General features: G+C 64.0%; 16 protein-coding genes. 15 read left to right on the top strand and 1 reads right to left on the bottom strand.

Going from position 1 to position 19636, the window contains the following annotated elements; translation table 11 throughout:
- Window positions 1-21: 21 nt before the first annotated feature.
- The 8 genes from RMET_RS16395 (at window position 22) to RMET_RS16360 (ending at window position 13226) form a co-directional block, all read left to right on the top strand.
- Entirely contained in the window at window positions 22-534 is a 513-nt protein-coding gene (locus RMET_RS16395; protein ID WP_008643012.1) for a pilus assembly protein PilP, read from the top strand.
- Entirely contained in the window at window positions 531-2663 is a 2133-nt protein-coding gene (gene pilQ / locus RMET_RS16390; RefSeq protein WP_011517740.1) for a type IV pilus secretin PilQ, read from the top strand. Before RMET_RS16395 ends, pilQ begins: the two co-directional genes overlap by 4 nt.
- 219 nt (window positions 2664-2882) lie before the next feature.
- A complete protein-coding gene (locus RMET_RS16385) occupies window positions 2883-3482 on the top strand; it encodes a shikimate kinase (RefSeq protein ID WP_035821309.1) in 600 nt (199 codons plus the stop codon).
- The gene (gene aroB, locus RMET_RS16380) at window positions 3479-4585 is read left to right on the top strand and encodes a 3-dehydroquinate synthase (RefSeq protein WP_011517738.1); all 1107 of its coding nucleotides are present in this window, start codon (window positions 3479-3481) and stop codon (window positions 4583-4585) included. Before RMET_RS16385 ends, aroB begins: the two co-directional genes overlap by 4 nt.
- Window positions 4586-4638: 53 nt before the next feature.
- Window positions 4639-5787, top strand: a complete 1149-nt coding sequence (locus RMET_RS16375) for a deoxyguanosinetriphosphate triphosphohydrolase (RefSeq protein ID WP_011517737.1) — start codon at window positions 4639-4641, stop codon at window positions 5785-5787.
- 86 nt (window positions 5788-5873) lie between these two features.
- Window positions 5874-6617, top strand: coding sequence for a transposase (locus RMET_RS16370; protein ID WP_011517736.1), 744 nt, complete (start codon window positions 5874-5876; stop codon window positions 6615-6617).
- 366 nt (window positions 6618-6983) lie between these two features.
- Window positions 6984-11651 (top strand): glutamate synthase-related protein, encoded by a 4668-nt coding sequence (locus RMET_RS16365; protein ID WP_224446166.1) that lies wholly within the window; start codon window positions 6984-6986, stop codon window positions 11649-11651.
- A 111-nt stretch (window positions 11652-11762) separates the two neighbouring features.
- Window positions 11763-13226, top strand: a complete 1464-nt coding sequence (locus tag RMET_RS16360; RefSeq protein ID WP_011517734.1) for a glutamate synthase subunit beta — start codon at window positions 11763-11765, stop codon at window positions 13224-13226.
- A 93-nt stretch (window positions 13227-13319) separates the two neighbouring features.
- On the opposite strand, the gene RMET_RS16355 is transcribed toward RMET_RS16360, so the two are convergent.
- The gene (locus RMET_RS16355; protein WP_011517733.1) at window positions 13320-13829 is read right to left on the bottom strand and encodes a GNAT family N-acetyltransferase; all 510 of its coding nucleotides are present in this window, start codon (window positions 13827-13829) and stop codon (window positions 13320-13322) included.
- 172 nt (window positions 13830-14001) lie between these two features.
- On the opposite strand from RMET_RS16355, the gene RMET_RS16350 reads away from it, so the two are divergent.
- The 7 genes from RMET_RS16350 (at window position 14002) to RMET_RS16320 (ending at window position 19480) form a co-directional block, all read left to right on the top strand.
- Complete coding sequence (locus RMET_RS16350; protein WP_011517732.1) at window positions 14002-15120, top strand: tripartite tricarboxylate transporter substrate binding protein; 1119 nt, start codon at window positions 14002-14004, stop codon at window positions 15118-15120.
- A 134-nt stretch (window positions 15121-15254) separates the two neighbouring features.
- Window positions 15255-16106, top strand: a complete 852-nt coding sequence (locus RMET_RS16345) for an ABC transporter ATP-binding protein (protein ID WP_011517731.1) — start codon at window positions 15255-15257, stop codon at window positions 16104-16106.
- Window positions 16103-16879: a lipid asymmetry maintenance ABC transporter permease subunit MlaE gene (gene mlaE / locus RMET_RS16340; protein WP_011517730.1), complete on the top strand. Its 777-nt coding sequence runs from the start codon at window positions 16103-16105 to the stop codon at window positions 16877-16879. Before RMET_RS16345 ends, mlaE begins: the two co-directional genes overlap by 4 nt.
- A 35-nt stretch (window positions 16880-16914) precedes the next feature.
- Window positions 16915-17454 (top strand): outer membrane lipid asymmetry maintenance protein MlaD, encoded by a 540-nt coding sequence (gene mlaD, locus RMET_RS16335; protein ID WP_011517729.1) that lies wholly within the window; start codon window positions 16915-16917, stop codon window positions 17452-17454.
- On the top strand, window positions 17451-18251 hold the full coding sequence (locus tag RMET_RS16330; RefSeq protein WP_011517728.1) for an MlaA family lipoprotein: 801 nt from the start codon (window positions 17451-17453) through the stop codon (window positions 18249-18251). The genes mlaD and RMET_RS16330 overlap by 4 nt, the downstream gene beginning before the upstream one ends.
- A 185-nt stretch (window positions 18252-18436) precedes the next feature.
- Window positions 18437-19063, top strand: coding sequence for an MlaC/ttg2D family ABC transporter substrate-binding protein (locus tag RMET_RS16325; protein ID WP_011517727.1), 627 nt, complete (start codon window positions 18437-18439; stop codon window positions 19061-19063).
- Between the two features lie 120 nt (window positions 19064-19183).
- The gene (locus RMET_RS16320) at window positions 19184-19480 is read left to right on the top strand and encodes an STAS domain-containing protein (RefSeq protein ID WP_008643040.1); all 297 of its coding nucleotides are present in this window, start codon (window positions 19184-19186) and stop codon (window positions 19478-19480) included.
- The last annotated feature ends 156 nt before the right edge of the window (window positions 19481-19636 follow it).

Raw genomic sequence — 19636 nt, 5'->3', positions numbered from 1 at the left:
CGCCTGACCCGACGCCCTCCCATGGCACTGCGCGCAGTGGCGGTTGCGGCATTGGCCGTTGTCGCCCTGGCCGGCTGCGGTGCAGGCGAGGATGAACACCTCCAGCAATGGATGGCGCAGACGCGCGCGGCAAAGGTGCCGCCGCCCGAACCCTTGCCCGAGGTCAAGCCCTACGAGCCGCGCCAGTATGCAGGCACCAAATCTCCCGAGCCCTTCGCGCAGACGAAGATCGGTGAGTTGAACAAGGCGATGTCGGAGTCGCCGGAGGCCGGACGGCGGCACGAGCCCCTTGAAGACTATCCGTTGGAGAACTTCAAGATGCTCGGGATGCTGAAGAAGAACGGCGAGACCTACGGTGTCGTACGCGTAGATAACAAGATCCATCACGTAAAGGTGGGTCAGTATCTCGGCCAGAACTATGGCCGGGTGGTCCGCATCACCGATCAGGAGATCGTGCTGCGCGAATTGGTCCGGGAAGGGGTCTCAGAGTGGAAAGAGAAAATGACCAGCCTGAAGCTGGAGGCATCGGCATGATCACGGCACGATGGGTCAAGGCGCTCGCGGGCGCGGCAACGATGGTGCTGGTGCTCGCCTCTTCGGCGGCGCTGGCGCAGAACAACCAGGTCAAGCAGATGGAAGCCAACGTGCTTGGCGAGCAGACCGTATTTACGGTCGATCTGCAGGGACCATTGGCGCAGAAACCAGCGGACTTCACCACGCAGAATCCGGCGAAGATCGCGATCGACTTCTTCGACACGGGCTTCGCGGCGGGGCGCGCCCAGTACGAGTACGGCGGCAAGGTGCTCAAGAGCGCCAACGTGATGCAGATTGGGGACCGCACACGCGTGGTGCTGAACCTGAGCCGGTCGACAACATATCGCACCGAGGTGCGTGGCAACCAGTTCGTGGTGATGCTGGACAACGTCCAGCAGGCCGCGACCGGCGCGGTGCCGACGTTCGCGCCGGCGACGACGGTGCCGACATCGGCGATGGCAGCGAATCGTCCGTCGATTCGGAACATCGATTTCCGTCGCGGGGGCGATGGCGCCGGGCGTGTGGTGGTGGATCTCTCGTCGCGTGATTCAGGCATCAACATCGCGCAGCAGGGCCAGAACCTCGTGGTCGACTTCATGGGCACGTCGGTGCCGGCGGATCTGCGCCGCCGCTTCGATGTGACCGATTTCGGCACGCCAATCCAGAGCATGCGCGCGAGCGATGCCAATGGCAGCGCGAAACTGACGATCGAGCCGCGTGGCAACTGGGAGTACAGCTCGTACCAGACGGACAACCAGTTCGTGGTGGAGGTGCGGCAGGTCAAGGATGACCCGAACAAGCTGATCGCGGGCCAAGGCTTCCGCGGCGAGCGGCTATCCCTGAACTTCCAGAACATCGACATCCGCTCGCTGCTGCAGGTGTTCGCCGACTTCACGAACCTGAACATCATCACGAGCGACACGGTCCAGGGCAACCTGACGCTGCGCCTGAAGGATGTGCCGTGGGACCAGGCGCTGCAGATTGTGATGGATTCGAAGGGCCTGGCCTCGCGCCGCAACGGCAATGTGCTGTGGGTGGCGCCCAAGGCGGAACTGGCGACCAAGGAGAAGCTTGAACTCGAGGCGATGCAGCAGATCAACGAACTCGAGCCGATCCGCAGCCAGGTGTTCCAGCTCAACTACCAGCGTGCCGACGACGTTCGCAAGATGCTGCTCGGCATGGTTACAGGCACTGCCGGGGCGGCAGGTGCGATGCCGGTGCCGGTTGGTGGCGCAGCAGGCATGATGGGCGCGACGCGGATGCTGTCCAAACGCGGTTCGCTGACGGCGGATCCCCGCACGAACCAGCTGTTCGTGTCCGATGTATCGAGCAAGCTGGAGGAAGTGCAGATCTTCCTGCAGAAGATCGATATCCCGGTTCGGCAGGTGATCATCGAGGCACGCATCGTTGAGGCTAGCGATACCTTCAGCCGGAACCTCGGTGTGAAGCTCGGCTTTGCGTTGCCGAAGTCCGGCAGCTCGCTGAGCAGCAACTACGGTAACTCGCTGCCGAATGCCACGAACGACGGTACCCCGGCACTGAGCCTGCCGGCGGCAGCCATCAACAGCGTGAACCCGGCTACGGCGGCATTCAGTATCTTCAACGCCGCCGCGGGCCGATTCCTGGATCTGGAACTGTCCGCACTGGAAGCCGACGGCAAGGGCAAGATCATCTCGAGCCCGCGCGTCGTGACGGCCAACAACATCAAGGCACTGATCGAGCAGGGTACCGAACTGCCGTACCAGTCGGCCACCTCAAGCGGCGCGACCTCGGTGCAGTTCCGCAAGGCCAACCTGAAGCTTGAAGTCACGCCGCAGATCACGCCGGAAGGCAATGTGCTGCTGGACGTCGACGTGAACAAGGACAGCGTCGGTATCCGAACGGACAACGGCTTCGCCATCGACACCAAGCACGTGCAGACGCAGGTGCTGGTGGAGAACGGCGGCACGGTCGTAATCGGCGGTATCTATAGCCAGGAAGAGTCCAATACCGTGAACAAGGTACCTTGGCTGGGCGACCTCCCGGTGCTTGGCAACTTCTTCAAGAACAACGCCAAGGTCAACAACCGGACCGAACTGCTGGTGTTCCTGACGCCGCGTGTCCTGAACGATAACGTGTCGCTCAAATAACGCCGGCCGGGTGCAGCAGGGGGCCCGGATGCAGTAGACTGGCAGGCCGCGTCGCAAAACGACGCGGCCTTTTTCTATTTGGCGGCAACGTTGGCGGCTCTGAGGGTCGGCCAGGACCAGCGCGGCGGGATGATGCACAATGGCGTATGCATCACGCCCCTTGCGGGTTCCCGGCCTGACGCGGGTGCCCGCCGCCTTATCGTGCAAGACCTCAGTCCAGTGACAGCCAATCGCCCGAATATCTTCTTTGTTGGCCTGATGGGCGCCGGCAAGACCACCGTCGGCCGCACCGTGGCCCGTCGTCTCAACTATCCGTTCTTCGATTCCGATCATGAACTTGAGGCGCGCTGCGGCGTACGAATTCCGATAATTTTCGAGCATGAGGGCGAAGCGGGGTTCCGCGATCGCGAGGCCCAGGTGATTGCCGAGCTGACCGGGCGCAGTGGCATCGTTCTGGCCACAGGCGGCGGCGCGGTGCTCCGCGAGGTCAACCGCGCGGCGTTGAAGGCCAATGGCACTGTGGTCTATCTGCGCGCCAGCCCGCACGATCTGTGGCTGCGCACGCGGCATGACCGTAACCGACCGCTCCTGCAGACGGAGGATCCGAAGGGTCGCCTCGAGGCACTCTATGCCGAGCGCGATCCGCTCTATCGCGAGGTGGCGGACTTCATTATCGAAACCGGCAAGCCGACCGTGGCGCAGCTTGCTAATATGGTTCTTATGCAACTTGAAATGGCCGGCTTTGTGTTTCCGCCCGCGGAAATCGTGCCCGAATCTGCCGAGGATGGTGGGCCGCCGGCGCAGGACACCCATTCATGATCACGCTTGAAGTCGATCTCGGGACGCGTAGTTACCCGATCCACATTGGCAGCGGCCTGCTGGACCGCGCCGACCTGCTGGCCCCGCATGTACGCGGCCAGCATGCCGTCATTGTCACCAACGAGACCGTGGGCCCGCTGTACGCGGCGCGCGTCGAAGCTGTGCTTGCCGGCCTTGGCAAGACCGTGCGCACCGTGGTGCTGCCGGACGGCGAGCGCTTCAAGCACTGGGAAACGCTGAACCTGATTTTCGATGCGCTGCTCCAGGCAGGGGCCGACCGCAAGACCACGCTGATCGCGCTGGGCGGCGGGGTGGTGGGAGACATGACCGGGTTTGCCGCCGCATGCTACATGCGTGGCGTGCCGTTCGTGCAGATGCCGACCACGTTGCTGGCGCAAGTCGATTCGTCGGTGGGCGGCAAGACCGGCATCAATCATCCGCTCGGCAAGAACATGATCGGCGCGTTCCACCAGCCCAACGCGGTGATCGCCGACATTGACACGCTGCGCACGTTGCCCCCGCGCGAACTGGCGGCGGGCATGGCCGAGGTCATCAAGCACGGGGCAATCGCCGACGCCGACTACTTCGCTTGGATCGAGGACCATATCGCCGGGCTGAACGCCTGCGACACCGGCCTGATGGCCGAAGCGGTGCGACGCTCCTGCGAGATCAAGGCGTCCGTGGTGGCCCAGGACGAACGCGAAGGCGGCTTGCGCGCGATTCTCAATTTCGGCCATACGTTTGGTCACGCGATCGAAGCTGGCATGGGCTATGGCGAATGGCTGCATGGCGAGGCCGTGGGCTGTGGCATGGTGATGGCCGCGGACCTCTCGCATCGGCTCGGTTTTATCGACGTCGAGACGCGCGCCCGCATTCGCACGCTGACGCAGGCGGCGATGCTGCCGGTGGTGGCGCCGGATCTGGGTATCGATCGCTATATCGAGTTGATGAAGGTGGACAAGAAGGCCGAAGCGGGCAGCATCAAGTTCATCCTGCTGCGCAAGCTGGGTTCTGCCTTCATCACCACCGTGCCGGACGCGGACCTGCGCGAGACGCTGCGTCACGCGATATTGAAACCTCCCACCGAGGCCCCGGTCGCCTGAGCGAACGGTTATGCCTCGCAGCCCTGACCCTGTAACGGATAACGGATTGCCGCATGACCGCCCTGTCGACCGACCTTGAAGCCCACCTTGCTCCGTACGCCGCCCACTCCGCGCAGACCCGCGGACGGGTGCACGCGGAGCCGGCCTCGTCCTCCCGCAGCGAGTTTCAGCGCGACCGCGACCGTGTGATCCACAGTACCGCGTTCCGGCGGCTCGAGTACAAGACCCAGGTTTTCGTGAATCACGAGGGCGATCTGTTTCGGACGCGGCTGACCCATAGCCTGGAAGTCGCGCAGATCGCGCGGTCGATCGCGCGCAACCTGCGCCTCAACGAGGATCTGGTCGAGGCGATCTCGCTGGCCCACGATCTCGGCCACACACCGTTCGGCCATGCCGGGCAGGACGCGCTGAATGGCTGTATGAAGAACCACGGCGGATTCGAGCACAACCTGCAAAGCCTGCTGGTGGTGGACGAACTGGAAGAGCGCTACGGCGGCTTCAATGGCCTGAACCTGACCTTCGAGACGCGCGAAGGGATTCTCAAGCACTGCTCGCGTGTCAACGCGGCGGGGCTCGGCGAGCTGGGACGCCGCTTCCTGCAGGGCACGCAGCCGTCGCTCGAGGCCCAACTGGCCAACCTGGCGGATGAGATCGCCTACAACAATCACGATATCGACGATGGCCTGCGATCGGGGTTGCTGACCCTGGAGCAGCTCGACGAGGTGCCCATGTGGGGTCGCCACCGTGCCGAAGTGGCCGAGGCGTTCCCGGAGATCAATGGGCGCCGGGCAATCAACGAGACCGTTCGGCGCATGATCAATACGCTGATCGTCGACCTGATCGAGACCACGAGCCGCAACATTGCCACCGCCAATCCGAAATCTATCGACGCGGTGCGCGCGGCTGGCCCGCTGGTGTCCTTCAGTCCCAAGGTGCACGAGGAAGCCGCAGCCCTCAAGCGCTTCCTGTTCCGGCACCTGTACCGCCACTATCTGGTGATGCGGATGTCGGCCAAGGCCCAGCGGATCATCTCGGACCTGTTCACGGCCTTTATGCAGGATTCCCGCCTGTTGCCGCCGCAATATCAGGCAGGCCACGGGGCGGACCAGCCTCGCCTGATCGCGCATTACATCGCGGGCATGACTGACCGGTACGCCATCCGCGAGCACCGGCGGGTTTTCGCCGTCAGCGAGAGCAACTAGGCAGGCAGCGGGTGGGCAATTAGCGCCCACCAATAAACGGGGACAGATCCGCGTATCATTGCGCCATCGTTTCAGCAGGATGTTCGATGGCTCGTCTTCCCCGCTTCTCTCCCGCCGGCCTGCCGGCCCTCGTGTTGCAACGCGGCAACAATCGTCAGCCCGTGTTTCTGGGCCCGGACGACTATCTGCATTACCTCGACTGCCTGCGCATGGCCGCGCGCGAGCATGACGTCGCGGTCCACGCCTACGTTCTGCGTCCGAACCATATCCACCTGGTTGCCACGCCCAAGGGTGCTGACTCGCTGAGCCTGACGATGCAAGCCGTCGGCCGTCGCTACGCGCGCCATTTCAACCGAGCGGCCAGCCGTACCGGCACCCTTTGGGAAGGGCGCTTCCGTTCGGCCGTGATCGAGCCAGGCGCCTGGCTGCTGCCGGCCATGCTCTACGTAGAGTCCAACGCCATGCGCGCGGGCGATACAGCAACACTAGAGGCGGATCGCTGGAGCAGCTATCGTCATCACATCGGCATCGAGGCGAGCCCGCTTGTGAGTGATCACTCTATTTACTGGGAGCTTGGCAATACGCCATTCGAGCGGCAGTCCAATTACCGTGCGCTGGCGCTGGAAGGGCTGTCTGGCAAAACGCTGGCGACGTTGCAGAAACATGCGCACAGTGGCTGGCCGTTAGGCGACGATGCTTTCCTGGCGCAGCTCGAGCGTCATGCCACGCGACGCATTCATCCGCTGCCGAAAGGACGCCCCCGGAAATCCACCGAGTCCGAGAGCGAACGCCCGGGCGATACAGAGGATTTCGACAGCGCACCAACATGATGCATTTGTGCCCCATAAATAATATGTCCCCAATTAAATTGTGCGCCGAGATGGTGAGAAATTTAATGTGCTCTGACCCCATTTAATTTTTTTGCAAGGGCTCGGACGATTCTTTTATAGTTGCTCCACCCACAGTCATTGTGCGGCGCGTCACGCTCGTGTACGCCGCTGCGGTCCCGCTGTCTGACATCGTCGCTCGAAGAAGCACGTACACAGCCATCCCGTTCGGTCTGCCTTGCTGGCTGCGCAGCCTTCACCGGAATTCAGCCCGTGGACCACTCGCAACAATCCTCCGAACTCGCCGCCCGCCCGCAGGCTCAGGGCCTGTATGACCCGTCCAACGAGCACGATGCCTGCGGCGTCGGCATGGTGGCTCACATCAAGGGCAAGAAATCCCACGAAATCATCTCGCAGGGTCTGAAGATCCTCGAGAACCTGGACCACCGGGGTGCCGTGGGCGCCGACGCGCTGATGGGCGATGGCGCCGGTATCCTGATCCAGATCCCGGATCAGTTCTACCGCGAGGAAATGGCCAAGCAGGGCGTGACCCTGCCGCCCGCCGGCGAATATGGCGTGGGCATGATCTTTCTGCCTAAGGAACACGCATCGCGTCTGGCCTGCGAACAGGAACTCGAACGCACCGTGCGCCTGGAAGGCCAGGTCGTGCTGGGTTGGCGTGATGTGCCGGTGGACGCGAACATGCCGATGTCCCCGACCGTGCGCAAGACCGAGCCGGTGATCCGCCAGATCTTCATCGGTCGTGGCCGCGACATCATGACCACGGACGCGCTGGAACGTAAGCTCTACGTCATCCGCAAGACCGCCAGCCACGCCATCCAGGCGCTCAAGCTCAAGCACGGCAAGGAATACTTCGTGCCGTCGATGTCGGCCCGTACCGTCGTGTACAAGGGCCTGCTGCTGGCCAACCAGGTGGGCGAGTACTACCTGGACCTGCTGGACGCCCGCGCCGTGTCGGCCCTGGCTCTGGTCCACCAGCGCTTCTCGACCAATACGTTCCCGGCCTGGGAGCTGGCCCACCCGTACCGCATGGTTGCCCACAACGGCGAAATCAACACGGTGAAGGGCAACGTGAACTGGGTGAACGCGCGTACCGGCGCGATCTCGTCGCCGGTGCTCGGCGATGACCTGCCCAAGCTCTGGCCGCTGATCTACCCGGGCCAATCGGATACGGCATCGTTCGACAACTGCCTCGAACTGCTGACAATGGCCGGTTACCCGCTCGTCCACGCGATGATGATGATGATCCCGGAAGCTTGGGAACAACACACGCTGATGGACGACAACCGTCGTGCCTTCTACGAGTACCACGCCGCGATGATGGAGCCGTGGGACGGCCCGGCCGCGATCTGCTTCACCGACGGCCGCCAGATCGGCGCGACGCTGGACCGTAACGGTCTGCGTCCGGCCCGCTTCTACGTGACCGAAGACGATTTCGTCGTGCTGGCGTCGGAAGCCGGCGTGCTGCCGTTCCCCGAGTCGCGCATCGTCCAGAAGTGGCGTCTGCAGCCGGGCAAGATGTTCCTGATCGACATGGAGCAGGGTCGCATCATCGACGACAAGGAACTCAAGGACAACCTGGCCAACGCCAAGCCGTACAAGAGCTGGATCGACGCCGTGCGCATCAAGCTCGACGAGCTCGAGGCCAAGGCCGAGGACGTAGCCGCCGAGAAGAAGCCGGTGGCGCGTCTGCTCGACCGCCAGCAGGCATTCGGCTACACGCAGGAAGACGTCAAGTTCCTGATGGCCCCGATGGCCCTGGCCGGTGAGGAAGCCACGGGCTCGATGGGCAATGACTCGCCGCTGGCTGTGCTGTCGTCGAAGAACAAGACGCTCTACAACTACTTCAAGCAGCTTTTCGCGCAGGTGACCAACCCGCCGATCGACCCGATCCGCGAGAACATGGTGATGTCGCTGGTGTCGTTCATCGGTCCGAAGCCGAATCTGCTGGAGCTGAACAACATCAACCCGCCGATGCGCCTCGAAGTGTCCCAGCCCGTGCTGGACTTCAAGGACATCGCCAAGATCCGCAACATCGAGCACTACACCGGCGGCAAGTTCCGTTCGTACGAACTGAACATCTGCTACCCGGTGGCGTGGGGCAAGGAAGGCATCGAGGCCCGCCTGGCGTCGCTGTGCGCGGAAGCCGTGGATGCGGTGCGTTCGGGCTACAACATCCTGATCGTGACGGACCGTCGCGTGGACGATGGCCAGGTGGCCATTCCCGCGCTGCTGGCCACGTCGGCCATTCACCACCACCTGGTCGAGAAGGGCCTGCGCACGTCGGCCGGCCTGGTCGTGGAAACCGGTTCGGCCCGCGAAGTGCACCATTTCGCGCTGCTGGCCGGCTATGGCGCTGAAGCCGTGCACCCGTACCTGGCGATGGAAACGCTGGCCGACATGGCCTCGGGCCTGTCGGGTGACCTGTCGCCGGAAAAGGCTGTCAAGAACTTCGTCAAGGCGATCGGCAAGGGCCTGCACAAGGTGATGTCGAAGATGGGCATCTCCACGTACATGTCGTACACGGGCGCCCAGATCTTCGAAGCCATCGGCCTGTCGCGCGAACTGGTGCAGAAGTACTTCCACGGTACGCCGTCGAACGTCGAAGGCATCGGCATCTTCGAGGTGGCCGAGGAAGCGCTGCGCCTGCATCGCGACGCGTTTGGCAGCAACCCCGTGCTGGAAAACATGCTCGAAGCCGGCGGCGAATACGCATTCCGTATCCGCGGTGAAGAACACATGTGGACCCCGGACTCGATCGCCAAGCTGCAGCACTCGGTGCGCGCCGACGATGGCAAGGGCCAGTACCAGACGTACAAGGAATACGCGAACATCATCAACGACCAGAGCCGCCGTCACATGACGCTGCGTGGCCTGTTCGAGTTCAAGGTCGATCCGGCCCGCGCCATTCCGCTGGAAGAAGTGGAGTCGGCCAAGGACATCGTCAAGCGTTTCGCCAGCGGTGCCATGTCGCTGGGTTCGATCTCGACTGAAGCCCACACGACGCTGGCCGTGGCGATGAACCGCATCGGCGGCAAGTCGAACACCGGCGAAGGCGGCGAGGACGAGAAGCGCTATCGCAACGAACTGCGCGGCATCCCCATCAAGCAGGGCGACACGCTCAAGGGCCTGCTGGGCGATGGCGTGATCGAGCGCGACCTGGAATTGAAGGCGGGCGATTCGCTGCGCTCGAAGATCAAGCAGGTGGCCTCGGGCCGTTTCGGCGTGACTGCCGAATACCTGGCATCGGCCGATCAGATCCAGATCAAGATGGCCCAGGGCGCCAAGCCGGGCGAAGGCGGCCAGCTGCCCGGCCACAAAGTCTCGGACTACATCGGCAAGCTGCGTTACTCGGTGCCGGGTGTGGGTCTGATCTCGCCGCCGCCGCACCACGACATCTACTCGATCGAGGATCTGGCACAGCTGATCCACGACCTGAAGAATGTGAACCCGGTGTCGGACATCTCGGTCAAGCTCGTGTCCGAAGTGGGCGTGGGTACCGTGGCGGCTGGCGTGGCCAAGGCCAAGGCCGATCACGTGGTGATCGCCGGCCATGACGGCGGCACCGGCGCATCGCCGCTGTCGTCGATCAAGCACGCCGGCACGCCGTGGGAACTGGGTCTGGCCGAGACGCAGCAGACGCTGATGCTGAACGGCCTGCGCAACCGTATCCGCGTGCAAGCCGACGGTCAGATGAAGACCGGCCGCGACGTCGTGATCGGCGCGCTGCTGGGCGCTGACGAGTTCGGTTTTGCTACCGCGCCGCTGGTTGCCGAAGGCTGCATCATGATGCGCAAGTGCCATCTGAACACCTGCCCGGTGGGCGTGGCCACGCAAGATCCGGCGCTGCGCAAGAAATTCCAGGGCAAGCCCGAGCACGTTGTGAACTTCTTCTTCTTCGTTGCGGAAGAAGCGCGCGAGATCATGGCGCAACTGGGTATCCGCACGTTCGACGAACTGATCGGCCGCGCCGACCTGCTCGACATGCGCGCCGGTATCGAACACTGGAAGGCGCGTGGCCTGGACTTCGGCCGCATCTTCTACCAGCCGCCGTTCCCGGCCGACGTGCCGCGCTACCACACCGACGTGCAGGATCACGGCCTGTCGGCGGAAGCCGGCAAGGCGCTCGACCACGTGCTGATCGCCAAGGCGCGTCCGGCCATCGACAAGGGCGAACGCGTGTCGTTCATCCAGCCGGTGAAGAACGTGAACCGTACCGTTGGCGCGATGCTGTCCGGCGTGATCGCCAAGCAGCACGGCCACGAAGGCCTGGCCGACGACACGATCCACATCCAGTTCCAGGGCACCGCCGGCCAGTCGTTTGCCGCGTTCCTGGCACATGGCATCACGATGGATCTGGTGGGTGACGCTAATGACTACGTGGGCAAGGGCCTGTCGGGCGGCCGCGTGATCGTGCGCGCTCCGCACGAGTTCCGTGGCGATCCGACCCGCAACATCATCGTCGGCAACACGGTGCTGTACGGCGCCATCGCTGGTGAAGCCTTCTTCAACGGCGTGGGCGGCGAGCGCTTCGCGGTGCGTAACTCGGGTGCCACGGCTGTCGTGGAAGGCACGGGCGACCACGGTTGCGAATACATGACCGGCGGTACCGTCGTGGTGCTGGGTGGTACGGGACGTAACTTCGCAGCCGGCATGTCCGGTGGCGTGGCCTACGTCTACGACGAGGATGGCCTGTTCGACAAGCGCTGCAACACGTCGATGGTGGCGCTCGAGGCAGTGCTGGCTTCGGCCGACCAGGAGAAGGGCCAGCCCAAGGCGCAGTGGCACAAGTTCGGTGGCGAGCGGACGGCCGACGAAGTCATCCTGCGTAACCTGATCGAGCAGCACTTCCGCTACACCGGTTCGGAGCGCGCCAAGGCGCTGCTGGCGGACTGGACCACGGCACGCCGCAAGTTCGTCAAGGTCTTCCCGACCGAGTACAAGCGCGCGCTGGGCGAGATGTACGCGAAGGAACAGGCCGCGCGCGACAACGATCGCGAGGCAGTGGCCGCCTGATCGGTAGCCCCACGAGATGGCGCCGCGGCCAGGTTCGCGGCGCCGACAAGATACTGACCCCACGCGAGGCCGGCCCGGCCGCCTCGCGCCAAGCAAGACCAAGGATGCAACATGGGTAAGGCGACTGGTTTTCTCGAATTTGCGCGCCAGAATGAAGGCTACGAACCCGTAGTCAAGCGCGTGAAGCACTACAAGGAATTCGTGTTCGCGCTGTCGGACAGCGAGGCGAAGATTCAGGGTGCGCGCTGCATGGACTGCGGTATCCCGTTCTGCAACAACGGCTGCCCGGTCAACAACATCATTCCGGACTTCAACGACCTCGTGTATCGCCAGGACTGGAAGTCGGCGATCGAAGTCCTGCACCAGACCAACAACTTCCCCGAGTTCACGGGCCGCATCTGCCCGGCGCCGTGCGAAGCCGCCTGCACGCTCGGCATCAACGAGCTGCCGGTTGGCATCAAGTCGATCGAGCACGCGATCATCGACAAGGCCTGGGAAGAGGGCTGGGTCCAGCCGCAGGTGCCTGCGCACAAGACCGGCAAGACCGTCGCTGTCGTGGGTTCGGGACCCGCCGGCATGGCAGCCGCCCAGCAACTGGCGCGCGCCGGCCACGCTGTGACCGTGTTCGAGAAGAATGACCGCATCGGCGGCCTGCTCCGCTACGGCATTCCCGACTTCAAGATGGAGAAGACCCTGATCGACCGCCGCATCGAGCAGATGCAGGCCGAAGGCGTGACCTTCCGCGCTGGCGTGATGGTGACCGACGGCGCGCTGCCGGCCGGCATCAAGAACTACGCTCGCGAGACGATCTCGGCCCAGGCGCTGATGGAGCAGTTCGACGCCGTGGTACTGGCCGGTGGCGCCGAAGTGCCGCGCGACCTGCCCGTGCCGGGCCGCGATCTGGCCGGCGTGCACTACGCGCTGGAGTTCCTGATCCCGCAGAACAAGGAAGTGGCGGGCGATGGCGTCAACGAGATTCGTGCCGAAGGCAAGCACGTCATCGTGATCGGCGGTGGCGATACGGGTTCGGACTGCGTGGGCACGTCGAACCGCCACGGCGCAACCTCGGTGACGCAGTTCGAACTGCTGCCGCAGCCGCCGGAAGAAGAGAACAAGCCGCTGGTGTGGCCGTACTGGCCGATCAAGCTGCGCACGTCGTCGTCGCACGACGAAGGCTGCTCGCGTGACTGGTCGGTGGCCACCAAGGAACTGGTTGGCGAGAACGGCAAGGTCAAGGCCCTGAAGGCCTGCCGCGTCGAATGGAAGGACGGCAAGATGCAGGAAGTGCCGGGCAGCGAGTTCGTGCTGCAGGCCGACCTGGTGCTGTTGGCCATGGGCTTCACGAACCCGGTCGGCTCGATGCTCGAAGCGTTCGGTGTCGACACGGATGCACGCAAGAACGCCAAGGCATCGACCGAAGGCGATCGCGCTTACTACACCAACGTGCCGAAGGTGTTCGCCGCTGGCGACGTGCGCCGTGGTCAGTCGCTCGTGGTGTGGGCCATCCGCGAAGGCCGCCAGGCTGCCCGCTCGGTGGACGCGTTCCTGATGGGCCATTCGACCCTGCCGCGCTGATCCGTAGCGTTGGGTTCAAAAGCAAAACCCCCCGCAAGTGCGAACTTGCGGGGGGTTTGTTTATGGCTGGGTTGAGAGTCGTGGCGGGGCGTTCTAAAGCCGACGCTCCATCAACACGGCGTCATCACCGTAGTCAGCCAGCTTCTCCGCATACTCGCCAGCGGCGATCGTCGCGTACCCAAGCCTGCGCCACCACACGGCCGCCGACTGCACGGCGATCAGGCGAGACGACAGCAAGCCGTCCGCCAGCGCGGCATCGCGGGCCGCCGCGTATAGCCGTTGCGCCAGGCCCATTCCCCGGCCGACCGGCGCCACCGCCATGTCATGCACGAACCAGGTGAGCGCAGCCCCCGGCATCCAGTCTCGCGCCAGCACGCCATCGAGGGGCGGCAGCGCGTCTTCGGGCCAGGGGTGCGTGAACAGGTACGCCGCCAGCGCGCCATCTGGCAGGGCGGCTGCCCAGCAGGTGTCGGGGGATAGCGCCAGCCGGCTGGCGAGGGCATCGGAGGATTCGAGCAACATGTCGCCGTAGCACTGCGCCTGGACGGCGAGCACGGCGGGCATGTCGGCGACCGCTAATGGCCGCAGGACGATTTCAGGCATCCAGCGATTATAAATGGGCTCACATTGGGGTCCTCCCGGACAGCGTTTACGTGGTCTGTGCTGGCCGGGAGCATGTCTCTACAATGGCCCGAAACGATAACGAAGAAACTGCCTCGAATCCCTTTCAGCCGATTTGGAGCCGTCGCCTTGTGTGGCGGACCGGAGGAAATTGATGTCCGAAGTGCGCAAATCGAGGCGACTTTGGCGAGGTATAGCGAAGTTGCCAAAACTTGCTGCCATCCTGGCAGTTCTGCGGTGCGGGCCGCGGAGCGCCATATCGTGGGGCCTGGTTGCCTGTGCCGCGAGCACGGCGACGGCTCTCGCGCAACCGCCCGCCATCGCGCAGCTGGCAAGCATTCCCAGCGCCGGTCGTTCGGAGATGAGTCGTCCGGTGTCATTTCCGGCACGTCCTATCAGGATGATCGTTCCGTTTCCTGCGGGCGGTGTGTCTGACGCCGTCGCGCGGCTGCTGGCCGAGCGGCTGTCGGCTCGGCTCGGCGTGCCGATCGAGGTCGACAATCGTCCCGGAGCCTCGGGCACCATGGCTGGCGATGTGGTGGCGAAGGCAAGCTCCGATGGCCACACGTTGCTGTTCCATCAGGCCAACATACTGATCCAGCCCGGTCTGGAGCCTGTGCCATACGATGTCATTCGAGACTTCGTGCCGGTGGGCCGTGTGGCGACAATGCCGCTGTTCCTGGTCATTGACGGCCGCCTGCCCATGCAGACGCCCCAGCAGTGGGCCACCGCGGTACGCTCGAATCCGGGCTCCTACAGCTATGGCTACGGCCAGCCCGGCAGTCCATCTCACCTCTATGCCGAGTACGCCGTGCGGGGGCTCCCGAATGCGGTCCCGCTGGTAACGGCCAAGGGCGAGAGTGCCGTGGTGCAGGAAATGCTGGCCGGTCGCATCAGCGCCTGCTTTTGCTCGTACGTATCGATCCAGCAACACATTCGCTCGGGCGCGCTGCGCATGATCGCCGTGACCGGTGTGGCGCGTTCGCCGCTTGCGCCGCAGGTGCCAACGCTGCAGGAGTCGGGCATCGAAGGCTATGCCGCCGCCGCGTGGTATGGCGTGATGGTGCCGGCGAAGACGCCGCGGGCGATCGTGGCCAGGCTGGCGAATGAACTCGACAACGTCACCGAAGAGCGCGAAGTGCGCGCCCGGATGCTTGCCGCGGGCCTCACGCCGATGCAGGACTCGCCTGAGGCATTCGCCACGGCCATCCGCTCCGAATCGACCCAGTGGCAGGCCATCCTGCGTCAGACAGGGCAACACGGCGATCCCTGAAATGTCTTCTGCCGAGCGAAGATACTTCTCTTAACGATTGTTATCGTTTCCGGAACAGTGCGGTCACCATTTGGAACCGGCGCTGGGTAGGTACTAGCCCTTATAATGGCGGACTGTCCAAAAACGGTGACAATGTGACCGCTACTGTGCCGAACCCTTCTGGCCAAGTATTTGCTGGCCCGAATGTCGTCGAACTCGCGGATGTCGATTTTGCATACGCGGCTGGCGACAAGCCAATCCTCTCCGGCCTTTCCATGCGCTTTCCGCGCGGGAAGGTGGTGGCCGTCATGGGTGGCTCCGGCTGTGGCAAGACCACGGTCATGCGCCTTATCGGCGGCATGGTGCGCCCGCAGCGCGGCAGCGTCACTTTCAACGGTGCCGACATCGACGCCATGGACCAGAAGGGCCTGTATGCGGTCCGGCGACAGATGGGAATGTTGTTCCAGTTTGGCGCGCTGTTCACTGACTTGTCGGTATTCGACAACGTTGCATTTCCGCTGCGCGAACACACCGATCTGCCGGAGTCGATGATCCGGGATCTGGTGCTGATGAAGCTCAACGCAGTAGGGCTGCGCGGCGCACGCGACCTCATGCCCGCGCAGATTTCGGGCGGCATGGCGCGACGCGTGGCGCTAGCCCGCGCCATAGCGCTGGACCCCGCGCTACTGATGTACGACGAGCCGTTCGCCGGCCTCGACCCGATCTCGCTCGGCCTGACCGCAAGCCTGATCCGGAATCTCAACGACGCGCTCGGCGCGACCACGATCATCGTCTCGCATGACGTGAACGAGACATTCCTGATCGCCGATTACGTCTATTTCATCGCCAACGGCCGTATCGCGGCGGAAGGCACGCCCGACGCGATGCGCGGCTCGGATGATCCATTCGTGCGCCAGTTCGTTCACGCCGAGGTGGACGGTCCGGTGCCGTTCCACTATGCCGGTCCGGCACTGGCCGATGATTTCGGCGTAGGAGGCGCGAAGTGAACGGCTTCTTTACCTCGATTGGCTCGACGGTACGCCAGTTCGTCGGCGGCCTGGGTCATGCCACGCGCATGTTCCTGACGATGCTGGCGCTCTCGCCCGCGCTGTTGCGCCGCTTCCGGCTGGTGACCGACCAGGTGTTCTTCGTCGGCAACCTTTCGCTCGTGATCATCGCGGTGTCGGGTTTGTTCGTCGGATTCGTGCTGGGTCTGCAGGGCTACTACACGCTGAACCGCTTCGGTTCGGAGCAGGCGCTGGGCCTTCTGGTAGCCCTGTCGCTGGTGCGCGAGCTGGGGCCGGTGGTGGCAGCGCTGCTGTTCGCCGGCCGCGCTGGCACGTCGCTGACGGCCGAAATCGGTCTGATGAAGGCCGGTGAGCAACTCAGCGCCATGGAGATGATGGCCGTGAACCCGTTGCAGCGCGTGATCGCACCGCGTTTCTGGGCCGGCGTGATCGCCATGCCTGTGCTGGCCACGATCTTCAGCGCCCTGGGTGTCCTGGGTGGCTACCTGGTCGGCGTGCAACTGATTGGTGTGGACGCCGGCGCATTCTGGTCGCAGATGCAGAACGGCGTCGATGTGCGCGCGGATGTGCTCAACGGCGTGATCAAGAGCTTTATTTTCGGTATCACCGTGACGTTCATCGCGCTGTATCAAGGTTTCGAAGCCAAGCCGACCCCGGAGGGCGTATCGCGCGCCACCACACGTACCGTGGTACTGGCCTCGCTGGCCGTGCTGGGACTGGATTTCCTGCTGACCGCGCTGATGTTCAGCTAGGCCAGCCGCACCGATCGCATGAGAAAGAGAATCGCATGAAGAAGACTACGCTCGACTACTGGGTAGGGGTGTTCGTGGTACTGGGCTTTGCCGCGCTGCTGTTCCTGGCGCTCAAGGCCGGCAACATGAGCAGCTTCTCGTTCCAGGAGACCTACACGGTTACCGCGCAGTTCGACAACATCGGCGGACTGAAGCCGCGCGCGCCGATCAAGAGCGCGGGCGTGGTGGTTGGCCGCGTCGCATCCATCCGCCTCGACGACAAGAACTACATGGCCACGGTCGAGCTGAACCTCGACAAGCGCTACCAGTTCCCGAAGGACACGTCGGCCAAGATCCTGACGTCGGGCCTGCTCGGCGAGCAGTACATCGGCCTCGAGGCCGGTGGCGACACGGCGATGCTGGCGCAGGGCGGCAAGATCACGATGACCCAGTCGGCGGTGGTGCTTGAAAACCTGATCGGCCAGTTCCTCTACAACAAGGCGGCCGATGCCGGCGCTGGTGGCGGATCGACCTCGTCAGGCTCGGGTGCCGGAGCGCTGCCTGCAGCGCCCGGTACTGGCGGGAGCGGCAAATGATGGTCTTGCAGCGCCTGGCCGTTGCATCGCTGGCGGCGCTTGCCCTGGCGGGTTGCGCAACGGGCCCGAACGCGAATCCCGCGGATCCGCTCGAGCCGTTCAACCGCGGCGTCAGCACGTTCAACGAGAAGCTCGACACCTATGCACTGAAGCCGGTGGCCACGGTCTATTCGGACTACACGCCGACCCCGGTGCAAATTGCGGTCGGCAATTTCTTCTCGAATGTCAGTGACGTCTACTCCGCGGCGAATAATCTGCTGCAAGGCAAGCCGTCGCGCGCGGCCGAGGACACGATGCGCGTGGCGATCAACAGTGTGCTCGGCATCGGGGGGCTGATCGACATCGCCACGCCGGCCGGCCTGCCGAAGTACAAGGAAGACTTCGGCCAGACCATGGGCGTGTGGGGTGTGCCTGCGGGGCCGTACCTGGTGCTGCCGCTGTTCGGGCCGAGCAGCGTGCGGGATACCGCAGGCATGATCGTGGACCGCTTCTCGGATCCGACCACCTATATCTCGCCCTGGTATGCCGGCTTGGGCCTGCAAACCGTCCGCGTGATCGACACGCGCGCGCAATTGCTTGGCGCGTCGAGCCTGATCGAGGCGGCGGCGCTGGACCGCTATTCGTTCCTGCGCGATTCATACCTGCAGCGGCGCAACTACCTGATCCACGACGGTGAGGTGCCGGACAAGGATGGTGGCGCGCCGGACGGAAAGCAGGACGACAACAGCGCGCCCGCGCAGCCATCCGCACCGGAGCCCGCCACGCCCACGACCCCAGCAAGTCCGAAGGCGGGTTGATTGCCCCATCAGGCCAGTGCTGACAACGCCTGTGTCGCCTGTGAGCACGCTGTGAGCCCTGCAACAAAGTGTTTGAATGTGGTGTTTGGAACATTTCGCGCCCCGCGCTTGCCCAACGCCTGTGTTTCAATGGTTCCGGTACCCGGCAGCGTCCAGGCCGGACCAGAATCGAAAGGATATTCACGATGATCAAGCGACTGCTGCTTCCCTTCCTCACCGTTTTCGCCTTCGCCGGTGCCGCGCACCCCCAGCAGGCGGCGGACACGTCTACCCCTGACGGCCTGGTCAAGTCCGTGGTCAACGACGTGATGACCAGCGTGCGCGCGGACAAGGACATGCAGGCCGGCAACATTGGCAAGATCTCGGCGCTGGTGGAGCAGAAGATCCTGCCGAACGCCAATTTCACCAAGACCACGCAGATCGCGATGGGCCGTAACTGGTCGAAGGCGTCGCCCGAGCAGCAGAAGGTCATCACCGACGAGTTCAAGACGCTGCTGATCCGCACGTACGCGGGCGCCATCGCGCAGATTCGCGACCAGCAGGTCCAGTTCCGTCCGTACCGCGGCACGCCTGAGGACACCGATGCCACGATCCGCACCCAGGTGATCAACAAGGGCGAGCCGATCCAGCTCGACTACCGTCTCGAGAAGACCGCGCAAGGCTGGAAGGTCTACGACATCAACGTGCTGGGCGCCTGGCTGACCGAGGCCTACAAGGGCAGCTTCAACACGATCGCCAACCAGCAGGGTGTCGACGGCATCATCAAGACGCTGCAGGACCGCAACCGCCAGTTGGCCAGCGCCAAGGGCTGATCCGGATTTCGTTGCGGCGCACCACGTCGCAACGATCTGGTCTACAATGGCCGTTCGCTCCCGCCTGCAACCGCTGAGCGGGAGCGTTTCATTTCCATCTCCCTGATTCCACGACCTTTCATGCCCGCCCTTGGCAATTCGCTGACCAACCGCAACGCCGCCACTGTGCTGCGTGACGGGCTGTCGCGTGTGACGCAGGGCGAAGTGACGGTCGATTGCAGCGCGCTGCAGCAGGTCGATTCGGCTGCCGTTGCCGTGCTGCTGGCCTGGCAACGTGTCGCGTCGCGGCGCGGGCAGACCCTGGCATTGAGTGGCGTGCCCGCCCAGCTGCGGTCGCTGGCCAGTCTCTATGGCGTCGATGGCCTGCTGGGCCTCGCTTCGGCCGCCGATCACGCGGACCATCACCACCGACATTGAACCGGCATCCGTTGCCGCGCGCCAGCAGCTTTCGCGCGTAGCCATGCGATGCCACGGCGTCCGGCCGAGGGTCGGCGTCGCGTCGAGCAAAGCGGGGTTTCCCCTGCATCCCCTATAATTCCGGGTTGTTCGTCCCCAAGTCGTCCCCAAGTGTCC

Source organism: Cupriavidus metallidurans CH34, assembly GCF_000196015.1.
Classification (GTDB): Bacteria; Pseudomonadota; Gammaproteobacteria; order Burkholderiales; family Burkholderiaceae; genus Cupriavidus; species Cupriavidus metallidurans.
The sequence above is the reverse complement of the archived record's forward strand: the minus strand, read 5'-3'. Positions and strand labels throughout refer to the sequence as shown.